23 protein-coding genes and 2 pseudogenes are annotated in these 17,044 nt (G+C 39.1%); 2 read left to right on the top strand and 23 right to left on the bottom strand.

Annotation, left to right across the window (positions count from 1 at the left end):
* The first annotated feature begins 133 nt into the window (after positions 1-133).
* Positions 134-790 carry a hypothetical protein gene (locus tag CRI88_RS17100; RefSeq protein WP_101966881.1) on the top strand — a complete coding sequence of 219 codons (657 nt, stop codon included), beginning with the start codon at positions 134-136 and terminating at the stop codon, positions 788-790.
* Positions 791-825: 35 nt separating this feature from the next.
* On the opposite strand, the gene CRI88_RS17095 is transcribed toward CRI88_RS17100, so the two are convergent.
* Complete coding sequence (locus tag CRI88_RS17095; protein ID WP_009374014.1) at positions 826-1,500, bottom strand: KinB-signaling pathway activation protein; 675 nt, start codon at positions 1,498-1,500, stop codon at positions 826-828.
* Between the two features lie 151 nt (positions 1,501-1,651).
* Here CRI88_RS17095 and gerD point away from each other — a divergent pair, with 151 nt between their 5' ends.
* Entirely contained in the window at positions 1,652-2,260 is a 609-nt protein-coding gene (gene gerD / locus CRI88_RS17090; RefSeq protein WP_036129059.1) for a spore germination lipoprotein GerD, read from the top strand.
* Between the two features lie 54 nt (positions 2,261-2,314).
* On the opposite strand, the gene CRI88_RS17085 is transcribed toward gerD, so the two are convergent.
* The 22 genes and pseudogenes from CRI88_RS17085 to rplR form a co-directional block, all read right to left on the bottom strand.
* The gene (locus CRI88_RS17085; RefSeq protein WP_036129061.1) at positions 2,315-3,370 is read right to left on the bottom strand and encodes a P-loop NTPase; all 1,056 of its coding nucleotides are present in this window, start codon (positions 3,368-3,370) and stop codon (positions 2,315-2,317) included.
* 72 nt (positions 3,371-3,442) lie between these two features.
* Positions 3,443-4,156: an N-acetylmuramoyl-L-alanine amidase gene (locus CRI88_RS17080; protein ID WP_036129063.1), complete on the bottom strand. Its 714-nt coding sequence runs from the start codon at positions 4,154-4,156 to the stop codon at positions 3,443-3,445.
* Positions 4,157-4,287: 131 nt separating this feature from the next.
* A pseudogene (locus tag CRI88_RS17075) lies at positions 4,288-5,112 on the bottom strand (DUF4822 domain-containing protein); the annotation flags it as partial.
* A 527-nt stretch (positions 5,113-5,639) separates the two neighbouring features.
* Positions 5,640-6,032 carry a 30S ribosomal protein S9 gene (gene rpsI, locus CRI88_RS17070; protein ID WP_004233744.1) on the bottom strand — a complete coding sequence of 131 codons (393 nt, stop codon included), beginning with the start codon at positions 6,030-6,032 and terminating at the stop codon, positions 5,640-5,642.
* A 25-nt stretch (positions 6,033-6,057) separates the two neighbouring features.
* Positions 6,058-6,495 (bottom strand): 50S ribosomal protein L13, encoded by a 438-nt coding sequence (gene rplM, locus CRI88_RS17065; protein WP_004233742.1) that lies wholly within the window; start codon positions 6,493-6,495, stop codon positions 6,058-6,060.
* Between the two features lie 178 nt (positions 6,496-6,673).
* Positions 6,674-7,414: a tRNA pseudouridine(38-40) synthase TruA gene (gene truA, locus CRI88_RS17060; protein ID WP_101966879.1), complete on the bottom strand. Its 741-nt coding sequence runs from the start codon at positions 7,412-7,414 to the stop codon at positions 6,674-6,676.
* 14 nt (positions 7,415-7,428) lie between these two features.
* Entirely contained in the window at positions 7,429-8,226 is a 798-nt protein-coding gene (locus CRI88_RS17055; RefSeq protein ID WP_036129069.1) for an energy-coupling factor transporter transmembrane component T family protein, read from the bottom strand.
* Positions 8,223-9,095 carry an energy-coupling factor ABC transporter ATP-binding protein gene (locus CRI88_RS17050; RefSeq protein WP_036129071.1) on the bottom strand — a complete coding sequence of 291 codons (873 nt, stop codon included), beginning with the start codon at positions 9,093-9,095 and terminating at the stop codon, positions 8,223-8,225. Before CRI88_RS17050 ends, CRI88_RS17055 begins: the two co-directional genes overlap by 4 nt.
* Positions 9,071-9,916: an energy-coupling factor ABC transporter ATP-binding protein gene (locus CRI88_RS17045; RefSeq protein WP_036129072.1), complete on the bottom strand. Its 846-nt coding sequence runs from the start codon at positions 9,914-9,916 to the stop codon at positions 9,071-9,073. Before CRI88_RS17045 ends, CRI88_RS17050 begins: the two co-directional genes overlap by 25 nt.
* A gap of 426 nt (positions 9,917-10,342) precedes the next feature.
* Entirely contained in the window at positions 10,343-10,723 is a 381-nt protein-coding gene (gene rplQ / locus CRI88_RS17040) for a 50S ribosomal protein L17 (RefSeq protein ID WP_012296051.1), read from the bottom strand.
* 56 nt (positions 10,724-10,779) lie between these two features.
* Entirely contained in the window at positions 10,780-11,724 is a 945-nt protein-coding gene (locus CRI88_RS17035; protein ID WP_004233733.1) for a DNA-directed RNA polymerase subunit alpha, read from the bottom strand.
* 139 nt (positions 11,725-11,863) lie between these two features.
* Positions 11,864-12,253, bottom strand: a complete 390-nt coding sequence (gene rpsK / locus CRI88_RS17030; protein ID WP_004233731.1) for a 30S ribosomal protein S11 — start codon at positions 12,251-12,253, stop codon at positions 11,864-11,866.
* A 25-nt stretch (positions 12,254-12,278) separates the two neighbouring features.
* Complete coding sequence (rpsM, locus tag CRI88_RS17025) at positions 12,279-12,644, bottom strand: 30S ribosomal protein S13 (protein ID WP_004233729.1); 366 nt, start codon at positions 12,642-12,644, stop codon at positions 12,279-12,281.
* A gap of 24 nt (positions 12,645-12,668) precedes the next feature.
* Positions 12,669-12,782, bottom strand: a complete 114-nt coding sequence (rpmJ, locus tag CRI88_RS17020; RefSeq protein ID WP_000868344.1) for a 50S ribosomal protein L36 — start codon at positions 12,780-12,782, stop codon at positions 12,669-12,671.
* A 37-nt stretch (positions 12,783-12,819) separates the two neighbouring features.
* Positions 12,820-13,038, bottom strand: a complete 219-nt coding sequence (gene infA, locus CRI88_RS17015; protein WP_004233690.1) for a translation initiation factor IF-1 — start codon at positions 13,036-13,038, stop codon at positions 12,820-12,822.
* 86 nt (positions 13,039-13,124) lie between these two features.
* A pseudogene (locus tag CRI88_RS17010) lies at positions 13,125-13,199 on the bottom strand (type I methionyl aminopeptidase); the annotation flags it as partial.
* A gap of 252 nt (positions 13,200-13,451) precedes the next feature.
* Entirely contained in the window at positions 13,452-14,105 is a 654-nt protein-coding gene (locus CRI88_RS17005) for an adenylate kinase (protein ID WP_101966878.1), read from the bottom strand.
* A 70-nt stretch (positions 14,106-14,175) separates the two neighbouring features.
* Positions 14,176-15,471, bottom strand: coding sequence for a preprotein translocase subunit SecY (gene secY / locus CRI88_RS17000; protein ID WP_036129079.1), 1,296 nt, complete (start codon positions 15,469-15,471; stop codon positions 14,176-14,178).
* A complete protein-coding gene (gene rplO / locus CRI88_RS16995; RefSeq protein ID WP_036129082.1) occupies positions 15,471-15,911 on the bottom strand; it encodes a 50S ribosomal protein L15 in 441 nt (146 codons plus the stop codon). The genes secY and rplO overlap by 1 nt, the downstream gene beginning before the upstream one ends.
* A 34-nt stretch (positions 15,912-15,945) precedes the next feature.
* The gene (gene rpmD / locus CRI88_RS16990) at positions 15,946-16,128 is read right to left on the bottom strand and encodes a 50S ribosomal protein L30 (protein ID WP_004233668.1); all 183 of its coding nucleotides are present in this window, start codon (positions 16,126-16,128) and stop codon (positions 15,946-15,948) included.
* 13 nt (positions 16,129-16,141) lie between these two features.
* Complete coding sequence (rpsE, locus tag CRI88_RS16985; RefSeq protein ID WP_008181711.1) at positions 16,142-16,645, bottom strand: 30S ribosomal protein S5; 504 nt, start codon at positions 16,643-16,645, stop codon at positions 16,142-16,144.
* Positions 16,646-16,666: 21 nt separating this feature from the next.
* A complete protein-coding gene (gene rplR, locus CRI88_RS16980; RefSeq protein ID WP_101966877.1) occupies positions 16,667-17,026 on the bottom strand; it encodes a 50S ribosomal protein L18 in 360 nt (119 codons plus the stop codon).
* Between the last annotated feature and the right edge of the window lie 18 nt (positions 17,027-17,044).

Here is a 17,044-nt window from a genome sequence, read left to right as displayed (position 1 = left end):
TTTTTATTTCACTGTCACCTCTTGGCGACTTATACATAATAACATCGATTATTCATGAAAGTCAACACTAAATCATAAGTTTTTTTAAAGAGATTCATTTTTTATTTAAAATCTTAGAAATGAGGTTATTATTATGGTCCGCAAAACGTTGATTTCACTGCTTTTGATTGTAATCCTTTTTGCTTTTCTAAAGCCTATAAACTCAACGATGATTTCTGTATTTAATATTGCGAATGCACCAGTAGTGGTCACGAAAGGACATTATGGCACATCTCTTATTGTAGAGATTTCTTTCTCTGATGACTCTCTATTAGAATGGCTTCAAACGGTGAAAGAGCCTTATCCTCTTCTGCTTTTAGATACCGACTGGATTAAACGTTCACCCGAACATTTGAAAATTATACAACAACGAAAATTGCCTACAGGACTACTTGGTCCAGATGATTCAATAGAAGAACCCGTTGACATTACGCTCATCCAAAAAGATATTAATACCTATGAAAAGTATTTAAAGGAAAAACCTTTATGGTTTGCTACCCGAAATCATCAATATTCGCAGGATTTACAGAAATCTTTATTCCAACAACAAATGAATTTACTGTCGCCTTCTCTTATTTGGCAGGGTGAGAAAACGCCTAAATTACAAAAAGGTGATTTTGTATTTTTTCCACTCCATCAAAATAATCAAATATCCTTTAAAGAGCTTAACGCTCTAATACAACAACATAAGTTTATGTCAATTGAAGAAAATATATTTGGTTATAAAGTTCAAACTAAAAAAGCCCCATAAAAAAATTGCCTCCACTAAAGTGAGGCAATTTTTTCTTATGCATTTTTAGCCTGTTCACGACGAGCTTTGCGGCGTGCTTCTAATTTTTGACGATCTTCATCGGATTTTGCATTATATTTAGGCAATACTAATAGTTGATACGCATTAACAGCCAATAATGGGAATAATAAAAGCGCAACATATTCATTAATATTTTCATCACGACCCATTAATGCAATTGTCCATTCCAGCGTTGTAATGACAATCATAAAGAATAGAGCCGAAATCATTACATGCTTTTTCCCCGTTAATTTTACTTTTTGAACAGCTGTTGCTATTGCACCAAATATTAGAACAATTAATAATCCAACGTAGAACAACCAGCTTTGTCCATCCTTCACACCAGGAATAAAGCGGAAGAATATAATATCGAAAATCGTTATGGCAATTAATAATAGCTGTACCCAATTCCATAATGTCAGTGTTCTAAAAATATTAACACCTACTTGATGAAGTGTTAAATAAGCAAAAAAACCAGCTTGTGCTATAACACTCATGGTAAACCCTAAGAAAACCATCCATAAAAGTCCAGCGAAAAATTCGCCCCATTGACCATTTGCTATGTATGGTTGGAAAAATTCCCAGCGAATAAATAAACTAAAAACTCCGTTGACTGCACCACCAACGAGCATTGCAAAGAAGAAAAACTTTGCCCAATTTCGTATCGTCACAACTAAAAATCCCCCAATTTCTCAATATATCTGTCCTTATTTTATCAATGCCTTGTTAAAAAAGCTATTTCTCATCCTAACCAATACATAAAGTCCCGAGAAATGTGAACAATAATTGAAAGAGTCTATCTAGAGAAAGGACTGATTGTCGATGCGAAAATTCACCTTATTATTGATTCTAATGCTTTTTCTTTCTGCCTGTTCACAAGATAAAACCTCTACCATGTCCTATGATGAAATAAAAAAAATCATGATTGACTCTTTGCAAACAGAGGATGGTAAAAAGGCATTGCGACAGCTTTTGGAGGAGCCAAGTTTCCGTGAGCTTTTGATTTTAGAGCATGATGAAGTGAAAAAGGCTACTGAGGAAACATTACTTTCCAAGGAAGCAGAAGACTTTTGGAAGAAAACCTTTGAAGATCCAAAATTTAAAGAAACTGTTGCAAAAAGCATGCAAAAACAGCAACAGGATATTATGAAGGACTTAATAAAAGATCCGACTTTCCAAAAGGATATGGAGGCCTTTTTTGGGCAACCCGATATGCAAAAGCAGCTAGAGACCATCCTAAAATCATCCAATATGCGCAAGCAAATGGAGCAAGTGGTAAAGGAAACGATCGAAAGCCCTTTAATGCAATCTAAATGGCAGGAACTTATTAAAAAGAGTGGCGAAACGGGTTCATCAGGAAGTGGCGATAAGAAAGAAGCTAGTGGTGAAAGTGATGGCGGATCGGATAAGGAGCAAAAAAGTACTGAGTAACCATAGCAATTTAAAAACGGATTTCCCCATAAAAGGTGGAAATCCGTTTTTTATTTATTTACTTAATTTATCAATGATTTTCGTCGCGATGTCTAAATAAATTTGTCCTGTCGTATGTTTCTCAGCATAAACAGACGGAGCAAAATCTTCTTCTGTCCAATCGGGTTGACCAAGCGGAATCTGCCCAAGCAGCTCTGTACGTAATTCATCAGCTAGCTTAGGTCCGCCTCCTTGTCCAAAGACAAATTCTCGATCACCTGATTTAGATTCAAACCAAGCCATATTTTCGATAACACCTAAAATTTCATGGTCTGTTTGAAGAGCCATTGCTCCTGCACGAGCTGCAACAAATGCTGCTGTCGGATGCGGTGTTGTGACAACAATTTCTTTTGATGATGGTAGCATTTGATGGATATCTAATGCTACGTCACCTGTGCCTGGAGGTAAATCTAATAGTAGATAGTCTAGCTCTCCCCATTCAACATCACGGAAAAACTGATCTAATACTTTACCTAGCATTGGACCACGCCATACAATCGGTGCGTTGTTTTCCACAAAGAAGCCCATTGAAATCATTTTTACACCCAAGCGATCTACGGGGAAAATACGATTGTCAACTACTTTAGGCATATCCGTCACACCCATCATATCGGGCACACTAAAGCCATAAATATCGGCGTCGATTAATCCGACCTTCTTTCCTAGACGAGCTAAAGCAACAGCTAAGTTAACTGATACTGTAGATTTACCTACTCCCCCTTTACCAGAAGCAATTGAAATCACTTGTACTGTGCTTAGTGGAGATAAAATATCTTGTGCTTCTGACTCTGTTGCAGTGCCACGGAAGCTTTGTAATTTTTCTGTTGATAGTTCTTCAAAACGAATGCCAACCGTATTTGCACCCGCTTCTTTCAACACCTCAACAACCTTCATTTGTAGCTGTAGCTGTTCAGGTGTATTTAATTTAGCGATCGCAATTTTTACACTAACATGATTTTTTTCTTCTTTTATTGCTACGTTTGTAATACCATCTGTTTCTGCAAGCGATTTATGTAAAAATGGATCTTGTAGTTGTCCTAGTATTTCTCGTACTTGTTGTTCAGTAATCACGACGAACACTCCCCTTATATTGTCTCAATGTTAGTATATCATACTGATATGGTTTACGTTGTAGATGTTGCTCTACTCAATCTTAGCTAATAAATACTCTTCTATACCTTCAACTATGGCATCTGCCATTTTTTCCTGGTAGTTCTTATCGATTAATAATGCTCGTTCTTCATCATTACTGATAAAACCAGTCTCTACTAATGCTGCAGGGACTTCTACTTTCTTCAGTAAATAAATTTGCTTAATAGACAAAGCTTCTCGGTCTGTATTTTTTAGATTAGTGCGAATGGATTGTTGAATACTCTTGGCAAGAATTTCGCCATCGGCATGTCCTTCCTTATGATAAAACACCTGTGCACCACGCCATTTTGTTTCGGGTATAGCATTTGCATGAATTGTAATAAATACATCAGGCTTTTCTTTTTCAACGATATCCTTTCTTAAGAAAATATCCTGCTTTTTCCGCTCTCTTAAAGTTCCATACTTTTCCGACGGCGCATGCTCATCAATCACATCCCCGTTTTTTGTTCGCGTCATTACGACTGTTGCGCCTTTTTTCTTTAATTTCTTCTCCACATGCTGAGCAATTGCAAGTGTAATTTCCTTTTCAATTACTTCGCCCTTTGAAGCTCCTCCGTCCTCACCACCATGCCCTGCATCAATGACAATTTTGATGCCACCAAGTGGGTCTGGTAAGAAGAAGTTACGGTCCGAAGCATTTGTTTCATATGCCACGACCACTATACTCATAAGCATAATTACTCCTAGTGCAAGCCAGCGCTTCACCCATATCCACCACCCTTTTACATTTAGTGTACGAAATTAGTAGATGAACTATGCCAGAAAGTAAAAAAAACTCCCAAGTAATAAACTTAGGAGTTTTGATTTTCTTCTATAATAAAGGAGGAAGTATCATTTTATTGCATTGTAAATACAGGATTTAATCCACCTTCATAAGGTTCATGCTCAACAAATACAGTTATATTATTACCGTCTTTGTCTTTACCTGTACGTTTATACGTGAATTTCTTCTCATTGATTTCAGTAATTTCAAGGGCAACGCCATACTTATTATCACCGATTGAAACATGAGCTCTTATTTTATTGCCATGAATGACATTAAAATAACCATAGTCGCCACGACTCTCACCTGTTTCAGGGTTGAAGAACTCATATTTATTTGTATTTGCGTCATATTTTGCAATGCTGATAAAATTTGAATTAAACTCTGTTAAATCATTACCTGCTTCATCTAATACAACAGTTCCGTGCCATAATGTATCAGCTAAAATCTTATCTCCGTCAACGTCTGTAACAATATTACCTGTTGAAGCATTCAGCGTTTTATTTGAATCGGTAAATGCCAGTTCATTTTCTTTATATGGAATATGCTCAACGAACACTTCTACCTCATTGCCAGCAGCATCTTTGCCCATTCTTTTATAAGTAAAGATACTATCGTTTAGCTCTGTAATTTCTACAATAGCTTGATAATCCTTGGATTCAGAAATTAAAATTCTTTGTGTCCCATCATTTGTGATAAAGAACGTCCCTTTATCATCACGGCTTTCACCAGTAGCAGCGTCAAAGAATTCATAATGACCTGCCTCAGCATCATATTTTGCTAAGCCAATAAAGTTAGAATTCTCCGCAGTTAAATCATTGTTGTCTTTATCATATACTTTTGTGCCTTGCCAATTCGTACTACTTAATATATTGGCCATTTCTTCACCCTTCGTTAATTGCTCCTTTGCTTGATCCTTCGTTGTAGCAGCACTTTCTGTTTTTATTTCCTCACTATTGCCTTTCTCAGGCTCCTTATCTTGACATGCTGCAAGTAGTGCCATTGCCGCAACCGATACTATCAATAATTTTTTCATACCTACTTACCTCCATCGTTACATTCTATTTTTGAGTTACGCCAAACCCATAATGACAATTTCAAGAAAATGCATGGTTTGTAGTACCTTCAAGAACTATATTAAAGTGGAATGTTAAACTCCCTCTAAATAATTTCTTAAAAAAACATAAACTTATGCGAAAATATTTTTAATATATCTTAAATCTGTGCGGAAATAGTAATGATTATGTAAAAAGGGACAGCTACATACTGGTTCACACTAGTCATTGGCAGTGTTACATCGCATCTAGAATTTGCAATCATCCGCTTTATAAGAAATAAGAGTAAGCAACCTTTAGTCTAATGACTAAATAACAAAAAAGACTCTTTCCACAAAAGTAGAAAGAGTCTTGATATAGAACGCTGATATTAACGTTTTGAGAACTGAGGTGCACGACGAGCGCCGCGTAGACCTGGTTTTTTACGTTCTTTCATGCGTGAATCACGAGTAAGTAATCCAGCTGATTTTAATGCAGCACGGAAATCTGGGTCTACTTGAAGTAGAGCACGAGCGATACCGTGACGAACAGCACCAGCTTGACCAGTGTATCCACCACCGTTAACGTTTACGTGGATATCATAGCTTCCTGTAGTTTCAGTAGCTACTAATGGTTGTTTAATTACTTCGCGTAATGCAGCGAATGGTACGTATTCTTCGATTTCACGTTTATTGATAACAATTTTACCTGTACCTGGTACTAAACGTACGCGAGCTACAGAGCTTTTACGGCGACCAGTGCCGATGTATTGAACTTGTGCCAAAGTAATATCCTCCTCTTAATTTATATTATCCGCGAAGCTCGTATGCTTCTGGTTTTTGTGCAGCATGTGGATGCTCTGTTCCAGTATAAACGTTAAGTTTAGTGAACATTTTGCGACCTAAAGAGTTTTTAGGAAGCATTCCTTTAACTGCTAATTCGATCATTCTTGTTGGGTACTTATCTAGCATTTCACCAGCAGTACGCGTTTTTAAACCACCTGCAAATTGAGTATGGTGACGGTAAAGTTTACCCTCTAATTTGTTACCAGTTAAATGGATTTTGTCAGCGTTGATGATGATTACGTGATCACCTGTGTCAACGTTTGGTGTGAATGTTGGTTTATGTTTACCACGTAAGATTGCAGCTACTTCAGAAGCTAAACGTCCAAGAGTTTGGCCTTCTGCATCAACTACTAACCATTTACGGTCTACTTCGTGACCTTTAGCCATGAATGTTGTACGCATGTATATATCCTCCTAATCGATTCGATTACCGTTATTTTTCATTAGACTACACTATAAGTTTCGGGGCTTATTTGTGGTGGTAATGAAAATACCATCTGTTATCATATAATGAATGACTTTTAAAGTCAAGCAATTTCATTAAACGCCTGGTAAAGTTGTTCAGAATTCTAAAACATCACTAATAGAACACTTTTTCTAAGTATAACCCTTGTGGTGGCGCGGTTTTTCCCGCTTTATCGCGATCTTCAGAGGCGACTACAAGTGCCACATTATCAATCGTGCGGCGACCTAAGCCAACCTCCCAAAGTGTACCTGCAATAATACGCACCATATTATATAAGAAACCATTGCCTTCAATCACCATATGAAGTTCTTCTCCATGCCATTCAAATTGCAGTGTCGTGACAGTACGTACTTTATCCTTCACACTTGTATTCGCTGCACAAAAGCATGAAAAGTCATGTGTACCAACGATAGCCTTAGCTGCCTCTTGCATCGCCTCTACATTAGGTTTGACGCCACTTGTCTCGACTGTGTAATATCTGCGAAATGGGCTTTGGATAGGCTCACAAGACCAAATATAGCGATAGCGCTTCCCTGTCACACTATAGCGTGCATGAAAGTCATGTGCCACTTCCTCTACCGATAGTACGCGAATATCTCTTGGTAGTTGCACATTCAAAGCCTTGCTATACTTGTCAACTGGAATGGCAAGAGGTGTATCGAAATGCAATGTTTGTCCTGTAGCATGAACTCTTGCATCTGTACGTCCACTTGCAGTTACCTTAATCTTTTCTCCTTTATGCATAATGGACAGTACACGCTCAAGCTCAGCCTGTACTGTGCGCTCTCCAGGCTGTACTTGATAGCCAGAAAAAAGCGTTCCATCATAGCTTATAATTACTTTTAATCGTCGCATCAAGCCTACTCCTTTTAACTTCTATAAAAGAATAGCAATACGCCTATTGCTACTAGTAACACAAGTGCAAATGTGTCACCCATATCCCATTTTAGCCTACGGTACCTTGTACGACCTTCACCACCACGATAGCCTCTTACTTCCATCGCAGTTGCTAGATCCTCAGCTCTCTTAAATGCACTGACAAAAAGTGGTACTAACAATGGCACTACTGCCTTTATACGATCTTTTATTGGTCCAGAGGATAAATCTGAGCCTCGGGCCATTTGTGCCTTCATAATCTTATCTGTTTCATCCATTAAAGTTGGTATGAAACGTAAGGAAATGGACATCATCAAAGCCAATTCATGAACTGGTACTTTTATTGCTTTTAATGGATTTAAAAGAACCTCAATACCATCTGTAATGGAGATCGGTGATGTTGTTAACGTTAAGATAGATGTCATAAATACTAATACTAGAAAACGTACCGAAATAAATATTCCTCGTCTAATTCCTTCATCGTATATCGTGATAAACTTTGACTCGAAAACAGGGACGCCTTCCTTCGTCATAAATATATGAAGAAGAAATGTGAAAGCCATTAAAAAGAGAACCGGTTTGAGACCATTAATTAAAAAATACAGACGAATACGTGATACTAATACAATCAAGAGCGTAAATGCTAGCAGCATAGCATAGGTCACTGTATTGTTGGCCAAAAACACAATAATAATAAAGGCAAACACAAAGATTAGTTTTGATCGTGGATCTAGTTTATGCACAGGTGAGTCACCTGGTAGGAAGCGTCCAAAGATCATTTTTTCCATCATGGCTCTGCACGCTCCTCTCTAAGCATTTGAGCAATTTCAGCAGCGAGTTCCTCTTCCGTCAAGCAAACCTTTGACAAGGACCGACCCATCATGTGCTCAATCTTCTGTTGAAAGCGGACAATACGTGGTGGCTCTAAGCGGAAACTCTTTAATGTTTCACCATCTTTAAAAATAGTTTGTGGTGGTCCACTTAAGACATTTTTTCCTTCATGCATGATTACAATATTATCTGCATATCGAGCCGCATCCTCCATACTATGTGTGACAAGAATCGTTGTAAGGCGACGATCTTGATGGAGTTGATAAAACATATCCATGATCTCTTTTTGACCTCGTGGATCAAGTCCAGCTGTTGGTTCATCCAACACAATTACCTCTGGATCCATCGCCAAAACACCCGCAATTGCCACTCGGCGCATTTGACCACCCGATAAATCAAACGGAGACTTCTCAAGCACGTTGTTCGGTAATCCAACTAAGCTGACAAGTTCTCTTGCACGTGCTTCAGCCTCCTTCTCTGATACACCAAAGTTCATTGGCCCAAACATAATATCCTTTAACACTGTTTCTTCAAATAGTTGATGCTCAGGGAATTGAAAGACAATACCGACCTTTTGTCTTACAGCTTTTAAATCCTTTGCTTTTTTCCCAGCTACAATCAGGCGATCCCCTATATGTACTTCTCCTGAAGTAGGTCTTAGAAGTGCATTAAAATGCTGAAGAATGGTTGATTTCCCAGAACCCGTATGACCTATAATTGCCTGATAAGTATGGGATGGAATGTCAAAGTCTACATCGAATAATGCCCGTTTTTCAAAAGGTGTCCCCTGTGCATAGGCATAGCTTATTTGTTGAAGTTTGATGTCCATAAATCATTCACCAACTCTTCTTCTGTCATATGTTGTCCCATTAATGGAACACCTTCCTTTTGCAATAGCTTTGATAACTTCAAGGCAAATGGTAAATCTAGTCCAAACTCAACTAGCTTGTCCCCAAGTGCAAAGATTTCAGCAGGTGTACCTTCTGCAAACTTCTTGCCATCATTCATAAAAAGAACTCGATCTGCTAACATGGCTTCTTCTAAATCATGTGTTATGGATATTACTGTTAATCCCGTTTCTGCACGTAATGTTTGGACAGTTTGTAACACCTCTGCACGGCCCTGAGGATCCAACATCGATGTAGCCTCATCTAAAATGAGAAGCTTTGGCTTTAGTGCAAGTGCACCAGCAATGGCAACGCGTTGTTTCTGTCCTCCAGATAAGTGATGTGGCTCATGATCTAAAAACGTGTCCATTTTTACTTGCTCTAGTGCCGCGTGTACACGTTTCACCATTTCTTCAAAAGGCACACCATTGTTTTCTAAGGCAAATGCAACATCATCCTGTACAGTGGCACCTACAAACTGATTATCAGGGTTTTGAAAAACCATACCCATTAAGGAGCGAGATTCCCAAAGGTTTTCTTCACTTAAGGGTTCTCGTAATATTCGCACATCCCCCTGCTGAGGGAATAACAAGCCGTTCATCAGCTTGGCAATAGTGGATTTACCTGAACCATTATGTCCAACTATGGCAATCCATTCGCCTTCTTCAACAGCGAAACTAACATGTTCTACAGCATTACGACTGTCTTGAATTTCTGGTGTATATGAAAAAGTCACATTATTTAAAGATAAAATTTCAGGCATTTCTAGAACTCCTCTCTACATGCTCAGCTCTACTAACTAACTTACACTTTTTTATGTATGAATTCTACTACAATCCGTATGTCGATAAAAGAAAAATACTACTATAACAACTCAATTTGATGGTGCACTTTTGAGCGTCTAAAGAAAACCCATATATTAAAAAAAGCACCACAAATTGGCGCTATCCCACATAATAAAAAAGCGCGCACCTCATTCGATAGAAATGCGCTTGTCGTTACATTTACAAGAAATACGGGTGCTCAAGCCCTTATTTCTCCTGAATGAGGTGCGGAGAGCTAAACGAGACGCCACACCCTAAAGTGCCCGCTCATCATAACGCTCAGCTTAATTATTTGTCGTATAAATCATTTATAAAGAAAGAGGGTGGTGATTCCCACCCTCTTCACCACAAGTCTTCTCTTATGATTAAACTAGTTCAATCACAACAACAGGTGCACCGTCACCACGACGAGGACCTACTTTAAGAATACGAGTGTAACCACCTTGACGCTCTGCATAACGTGGTGCAACATCATCAAATAACTTTTGAAGTGCAAATGATGTTGTTTCGTTACCTTCAGCATCAGTCGTTGTTACTAGTTCGCGACGGATGAATGCAGCAGCTTGACGGCGTGCGTGTAAATCTCCGCGTTTACCTAAAGTAATCATTTTTTCAACAGCTTTACGTACTTCTTTAGCGCGAGCCTCAGTAGTTTCGATACGCTCGTTGATGATTAAATCAGTAGCTAAGTCACGTAACATCGCTTTACGTTGAGAACTTGTACGACCAAGTTTTCTGTAACCCATGGATGTTTCCCTCCTTTATAGAAAAAATCTGATCTTATTAGTGTTGTTTAAATCGCTTAGTCTTCTTTGCGTAATCCTAAACCAAGCTCTTCTAACTTCGCTTTTACTTCTTCTAGTGACTTACGTCCAAGGTTACGAACTTTCATCATATCGTCTTCTGATTTATTCGCAAGTTCTAGTACTGTATTAATACCAGCGCGTTTTAAACAGTTATAAGAACGAACAGAAAGATCAAGTTCTTCGATAGTCATCTCTAAAACTTTTTCTTTTTGATCTTCTTCTTTTTCGACCATGATTTCAGCAGTCTGTGCCTCATCCGTCATGCCAACGAAGATGTTAAGATGCTCGGTTAAAATTTTTGCTCCGAGCGAAATCGCCTCTTTCGGACCGATGCTACCATCTGTCCACACATCAAGAGAAAGTTTGTCGTAGTCAGAAGACTGACCTACACGAGTATTTTCCACTTGGAAATTGACGCGTGATACTGGAGTGTAAATAGAGTCGATCGGGATCACGCCGATAGGAAGATCCTCACGTTTGTTTTGATCAGCAGGAGTGTAACCACGGCCGCGTTGTGCATACATACGCATACGTAAATGACCGTTTTTAGCGATTGTTGCAATATATAGATCTGGGTTTAAAATTTCTACGTCACTGTCATGTGTAATGTCAGCAGCCGTAACTGTACCATCGCCTTTTACATCAATCTCAATAACTTTTTCTTCGTCAGAGTAGATTTTAAGAGCTAGTTTTTTCACGTTCAAAATGATTGAAGCTACATCTTCTACTACGCCTTCTACAGTCGAGAATTCGTGAAGAACACCATCAATTTGAATTGAAGTGACAGCAGCTCCTGGTAATGAAGACAGAAGGATACGACGTAAAGAATTACCCAAAGTGTTTCCATATCCGCGTTCAAGCGGTTCTACAACAAACTTTCCATATTTGGAATCTTCGCTGATCTCCACCGTTTCAATCTTTGGTTTTTCAATTTCGATCATTTTATTTACCCTCCTTCAAAACATCGAATGTATAGGTTCTTTCCATCATAGATTCGATCGTCAATGACGTATCGTTTATTATCTGCACAAGACAGTCTGTACAAAAAATGATGTTCTCATACAATATGAGACGCACCCATTACACGCGACGACGTTTTGGCGGACGGCAACCATTATGAGGAACTGGAGTAACGTCTTTAATAGCAGTTACTTCTAAACCAGCAGCTTGAAGTGCACGAATAGCAGCTTCACGACCAGCACCAGGACCTTTAACAGTTACTTCCAACGTTTTCAGACCATGTTCAAGGGATGTTTTAGCAGCAGTTTCTGCAGCCATTTGAGCAGCGAATGGTGTAGATTTACGTGAACCACGGAAACCAAGAGCACCAGCACTTGACCAAGATACAGCGTTACCTTGCATATCTGTAATCGTTACAATTGTATTGTTAAATGTAGAACGAATGTGTGCAATACCAGATTCGATATTCTTTTTCACACGACGTTTACGAGTTTGTTGTTTACGAGCCATGTTAAGAAGGAACCTCCTTTACCAATTATTTTTTCTTGTTCGCAACAGTTTTACGAGGACCTTTACGCGTACGCGCATTGTTCTTCGTATTTTGACCACGAACAGGTAAGCCACGACGGTGACGGATACCACGGAATGAACCGATTTCCATCAGACGTTTAATATTTAATGAAGTTTCGCGACGTAAGTCACCTTCAAGTTTGTATGAATCTAATTGTTCACGGATTTTGTTTAACTCATCTTCAGTTAAGTCGCGTACGCGTGTATCTTCTGAAATACCTGCATCAGCTAGTACTTTCTGAGCTGTAGTTTTACCAATACCGAAAATGTACGTTAATGAAATTACCACGCGTTTGTCGCGAGGAATATCAACACCAGCAATACGTGCCATGTACGTTGTGCACCTCCTTTAGAATTAACCTTGTTTTTGTTTATGTTTAGGATTTTCACAGATTACCATTACTTTACCGCGTCGGCGAATTACTTTACATTTTTCGCAGATCGGTTTCACAGATGGTCTCACTTTCATCTAACCTAACCTCCTTAGTAGTCCGGAGCGCAAAAGATTATTTAAAACGGTATGTGATACGACCGCGAGTTAAATCATAAGGAGATAACTCGATAGTAACCTTATCTCCAGGTAGAATACGGATAAAGTGCATACGAATCTTACCAGATACGTGTGCTAGAATCACATGTCCATTTTCTAATTCTACCTTAAACATCGCGTTTGGCAAAGTCTCAACAACTGTCCCTTCGACTTCAATTACATCATCTTTCGCCATCTACTCTGTCTCCTCTCTATATGCAAATTAAAGTTCTCATCGTTACATCAAACGGATATCTGCTGCAACTTTAGAAGCAACCTCGTTTCAACATATGTTTGGATTGTATGAGAGATGTTTGAAAGACGCTCGTCTGGTTTCGCTTCACACAATCCACGGAATTTACAGAACCAATAAGGGCACTGAACCTCCCATGTTTACACGAATACCGGAATGTCTTTGATGAGATATTCATACCCGTTACACAGATGCTTCCACGAAACCCATTATACTCCTCCAAAAGGTATGTTGCACTCTTTAGAAGAAATATATACCGGGCACAATATGCTTTTGCAACTCTCAAAAAAATTATGTTTCGTTGTTGCTCCCGCATGCCTCCCGCGGAAGCAGTACTCTGCGCCCGGAGCCGGGTATCAGCTGCGGCTGCCCTGTAATAGAGCATCAAGATCAGCAAACACTTTGTTAATATCTTGCTGTCCATCAATGTTAGTTAACACACCTTTAGCTTGATAGAAATCAAGTAGAGGTTGTGCTTGATTCATATTTACTTCCAGACGGTTTGCAACCGTTTCAGGATTATCATCTGCACGTGTATAAAGCTCGCCACCATCTTTATCACATTTTCCTTCCACCTTAGGAGGATTGAAAATTAAATGATATGATGTACCACAAGTTTTACAAATACGTCGACCTGAAAGACGAGCAATTAACTCATCCTTTTCAACTTGAATGTTTAATGTATGCTCAATCGCTTTACCTAGATCAGCAAGAATGCTATCCAATGCTTCAGCTTGAGGAACAGTACGTGGGAATCCATCTAATAAGAAGCCCTTTTCACAATCAGGTTTAGCCAGTCGCTCACGAACAATACCAATCGTTACTTCATCAGATACTAGTGCACCTTGATCCATAAACGATTTCGCTTGTAAGCCTAGTTCAGTACCTTCTTTAATTGCAGCACGGAACATATCGCCTGTAGAAATATGAGGAATCGCGTACTTCTCAACAATTTTATCTGCCTGAGTACCTTTACCAGCACCTGGCAGACCCATTAAAACGATATTCATTAGGAAATATTCCTCCCACAAAAGGTTTGCTGATTTAAGGAAACGACGGAACGTTCCCTAAAAACCAACATTATTTCATAAAGCCTTTGTAGTGACGTTTAACAAGTTGAGATTCTAGCTGCTTCATCGTTTCCAGCGCTACACCGACTACGATAATAATACTAGTACCACCGATCTGCACTGAGGCAGGTAAATTCATAAAATTAATGAATAAAATCGGCATTACAGCAATAACAGTTAAGAATATCGCACCAACAAAAGTTAGACGATATAACACGCTTGTTAAATACGTTTGAGTGTTTTCTCCAGGACGAATACCTGGAATGTAAGCACCTTGTTTTTTCAAGTTGTCTGCCACATTTTCTGGATTCACTTGAACGAATGCATAGAAATATGTGAACGCGACGATCAAAATAATATAAATTGTCATACCGATAGGCTGCGTATACTGCAGATTTTTCGTAATCCAATTTGTAACACTATTTTCACCAAAGAACACAGCAAGCGTTTGAGGTGTTACAAGAAACGCTACTGAAAAGATTACCGGAATAACCCCTGCAGCATTTACTTTTAACGGTAGATGCGTTTGTTGACCACCAGTTTGCTGACTACGTCCAGTAACTCGTTTCGCATATTGAATTGGAATTTTACGAAGTGCTTGTTGCACGTATATAACCCCAACTACAACTGCTAATAAAATTAATACAAGCAATGCAAGGACAATGATGTTGATAAATAATTTATCTCCAGCACCCTCGATTTGCTGTGCAAAAATTTGGTTGATCCCTGTAGGCAATGCTGCAACGATACCTGCGAAAATGACAACAGAAATACCATTACCAACACCGTGAGCAGTAATTTGCTCAGCAAGCCATACTAGGAATGCTGTTCCCGCTGTCAATACTATAGCAATTGTAACATAAGTTAGAACGCCCTCTTCTTTAATCAAAGATCCACCATACATTCTATTAAAACCGAATGACATTGCGAATGATTGGATAAAAGCAAGAATAATAGTAAAGTAGCGAGTAAATTGTGCAAGTTTACGTCTTCCGACTTCACCTTGCTTTGCCCACTCAGCAAATTTCGGTACTACGTCCATTTGCAATAACTGAACAATGATTGAGGCTGTGATGTAAGGCATAATTCCCATCGCGAAGATGGAGAAGTTCTTTAAAGCACCACCGCCAAAAGTATTCAGGAAACCAACGAGGTTAAACTCATCAGTTGCCTTTAATACATCAGCGTCAACGTTTGGTACTGGAATGAAAGTTCCAATACGAAAAACGATTAACATTAAAAGTGTGAAAATGATTTTATTTCTTATATCTCGAACACGCATAAAGTTAGAGATTGTCTGAAACATTAAATCACCTCAGTAGTTCCGCCGGCATTCTCGATTGCTTCTTTCGCTGAAGCTGAGAATTTATGAGCTTTAACAGTAAGCTTTTTATTAAGAGCTCCGTTGCCAAGAACTTTAATTCCAGCTTTCTCGTTGCTCACTATACCAGTTTCAAGTAATAATGCAGCAGTAACTTCTGCACCGTCTTCGAAACGGTTTAAAGCATCAAGGTTAACAATCGCGTATTCTTTACGATTAATGTTCGTAAATCCACGTTTTGGTAAACGACGGAATAATGGGTTTTGACCGCCCTCAAATCCTGGGCGTACACCGCCACCAGAACGAGCGTTTTGACCTTTATGACCTTTACCTGCTGTTTTACCGTTACCAGAACCGATACCACGACCAACGCGATTGCGTTGCTTACGAGAACCTTCTGCTGGTTTTAACTCATGCAGTTTCATAGTGGGTGGCACCTCCTTGTTCAATTATTGAAAATTAAATTTCTTTTACAGTAACTAAGTGTGCTACTTTATCAAGCATACCGCGAGTAGCTGCATTATCAGCTTTCTCTACAGTTTGGTGTAATTTACGTAAACCTAAAGCTTCAACAGTTTTGCGTTGTGCAGGTTTAGTACCAATCACAGATTTAGTAAGGGTGATTTCTAATTTGTTAGCCATTATCTTTCCCCCCTTATCCTAATATTTCTTCCACTGATTTACCACGTAATTTAGCTACGTCCTCTACGCGTTTTAATTCAGTTAAACCTTGAACAGTTGCACGCACCATGTTGATTGGTGTGTTAGATCCAAGAGATTTTGAAAGAATATCAGTAATACCAGCAAGTTCTAGTACAGCACGTACTGGACCACCAGCGATAACTCCTGTACCAGGAGCAGCAGGTTTAATTAAGATTTCTCCTGCACCGAAGCGACCAAGCACTAAGTGTGGAGTTGTTCCACCAACACGTGGCACTTCTACTAAGTTTTTCTTCGCATCTTCAACAGCTTTACGGATAGCATCTGGAACCTCTTGAGCTTTACCAGTACCGAAACCTACATGACCGTTTCTATCGCCAACAACAACTAGTGCTGTGAAGCGGAAGCGACGTCCACCTTTAACAACTTTAGCAACACGGTTAATAGTAACTACGCGTTCTTCAAGTTCTCCAAGTTTGTTTGCGTCAATTCGACTCATGAAATGTGTCCCTCCTTCTTATTAAAATTCTAAACCACTCTCACGTGCAGCTTCAGCTAAAGCTTTCACGCGTCCATGATATAAGTAACCACCACGGTCAAAAACTACAGCAGTAATATTTTTTTCCGCAGCGCGTTTCGCGATTGTTTCACCGATTTTTGATGCAGTTGCAACATTGCTACCAGTGCCTTCAAAATCTTTTTCTTGAGAAGATGCGCTAACAATTGTTACGCCTGCTACGTCATCGATAAGTTGAGCGTAGATGTTCTTGTTAGAACGGAATACATTTAAGCGTGGACGCTCAGCAGTACCCGAAATTTTAGAACGAACTCGCGCATGACGTTTTTTACGAACTTGATTTTTATCCTGTTTCGTAATCACAAGGGTCACTCCTTTCTA

The sequence above is a fragment of the Lysinibacillus fusiformis genome (assembly GCF_002845985.1).
Classification (GTDB): Bacteria; Bacillota; Bacilli; order Bacillales_A; family Planococcaceae; genus Lysinibacillus; species Lysinibacillus fusiformis_D.
Note: the sequence above shows the minus strand (reverse complement) of the source record. Positions and strands in the feature narration are given on the sequence as shown.

Coding starts and splice junctions, on each gene's coding strand:
- CRI88_RS17100 (WP_101966881.1), top strand. CDS start 134: ATGGTCCGCAAAACGTTGATTTCACTGCTTTTGATTGTAATCCTTTTT.
- gerD (WP_036129059.1), top strand. CDS start 1,652: ATGCGAAAATTCACCTTATTATTGATTCTAATGCTTTTTCTTTCTGCC.
- rplM (WP_004233742.1), bottom strand. CDS start 6,495: ATGCGTACAACATTCATGGCTAAAGGTCACGAAGTAGACCGTAAATGG.
- truA (WP_101966879.1), bottom strand. CDS start 7,414: ATGCGACGATTAAAAGTAATTATAAGCTATGATGGAACGCTTTTTTCT.
- CRI88_RS17055 (WP_036129069.1), bottom strand. CDS start 8,226: ATGATGGAAAAAATGATCTTTGGACGCTTCCTACCAGGTGACTCACCT.
- CRI88_RS17050 (WP_036129071.1), bottom strand. CDS start 9,095: ATGGACATCAAACTTCAACAAATAAGCTATGCCTATGCACAGGGGACA.
- CRI88_RS17045 (WP_036129072.1), bottom strand. CDS start 9,916: ATGCCTGAAATTTTATCTTTAAATAATGTGACTTTTTCATATACACCA.
- rplQ (WP_012296051.1), bottom strand. CDS start 10,723: ATGGGTTACAGAAAACTTGGTCGTACAAGTTCTCAACGTAAAGCGATG.
- CRI88_RS17035 (WP_004233733.1), bottom strand. CDS start 11,724: ATGATCGAAATTGAAAAACCAAAGATTGAAACGGTGGAGATCAGCGAA.
- rpsK (WP_004233731.1), bottom strand. CDS start 12,253: ATGGCTCGTAAACAACAAACTCGTAAACGTCGTGTGAAAAAGAATATC.
- rpsM (WP_004233729.1), bottom strand. CDS start 12,644: ATGGCACGTATTGCTGGTGTTGATATTCCTCGCGACAAACGCGTGGTA.
- rpmJ (WP_000868344.1), bottom strand. CDS start 12,782: ATGAAAGTGAGACCATCTGTGAAACCGATCTGCGAAAAATGTAAAGTA.
- infA (WP_004233690.1), bottom strand. CDS start 13,038: ATGGCGAAAGATGATGTAATTGAAGTCGAAGGGACAGTTGTTGAGACT.
- CRI88_RS17005 (WP_101966878.1), bottom strand. CDS start 14,105: ATGAATATCGTTTTAATGGGTCTGCCAGGTGCTGGTAAAGGTACTCAG.
- secY (WP_036129079.1), bottom strand. CDS start 15,471: ATGTTTCAGACAATCTCTAACTTTATGCGTGTTCGAGATATAAGAAAT.
- rplO (WP_036129082.1), bottom strand. CDS start 15,911: ATGAAACTGCATGAGTTAAAACCAGCAGAAGGTTCTCGTAAGCAACGC.
- rpmD (WP_004233668.1), bottom strand. CDS start 16,128: ATGGCTAACAAATTAGAAATCACCCTTACTAAATCTGTGATTGGTACT.
- rpsE (WP_008181711.1), bottom strand. CDS start 16,645: ATGAGTCGAATTGACGCAAACAAACTTGGAGAACTTGAAGAACGCGTA.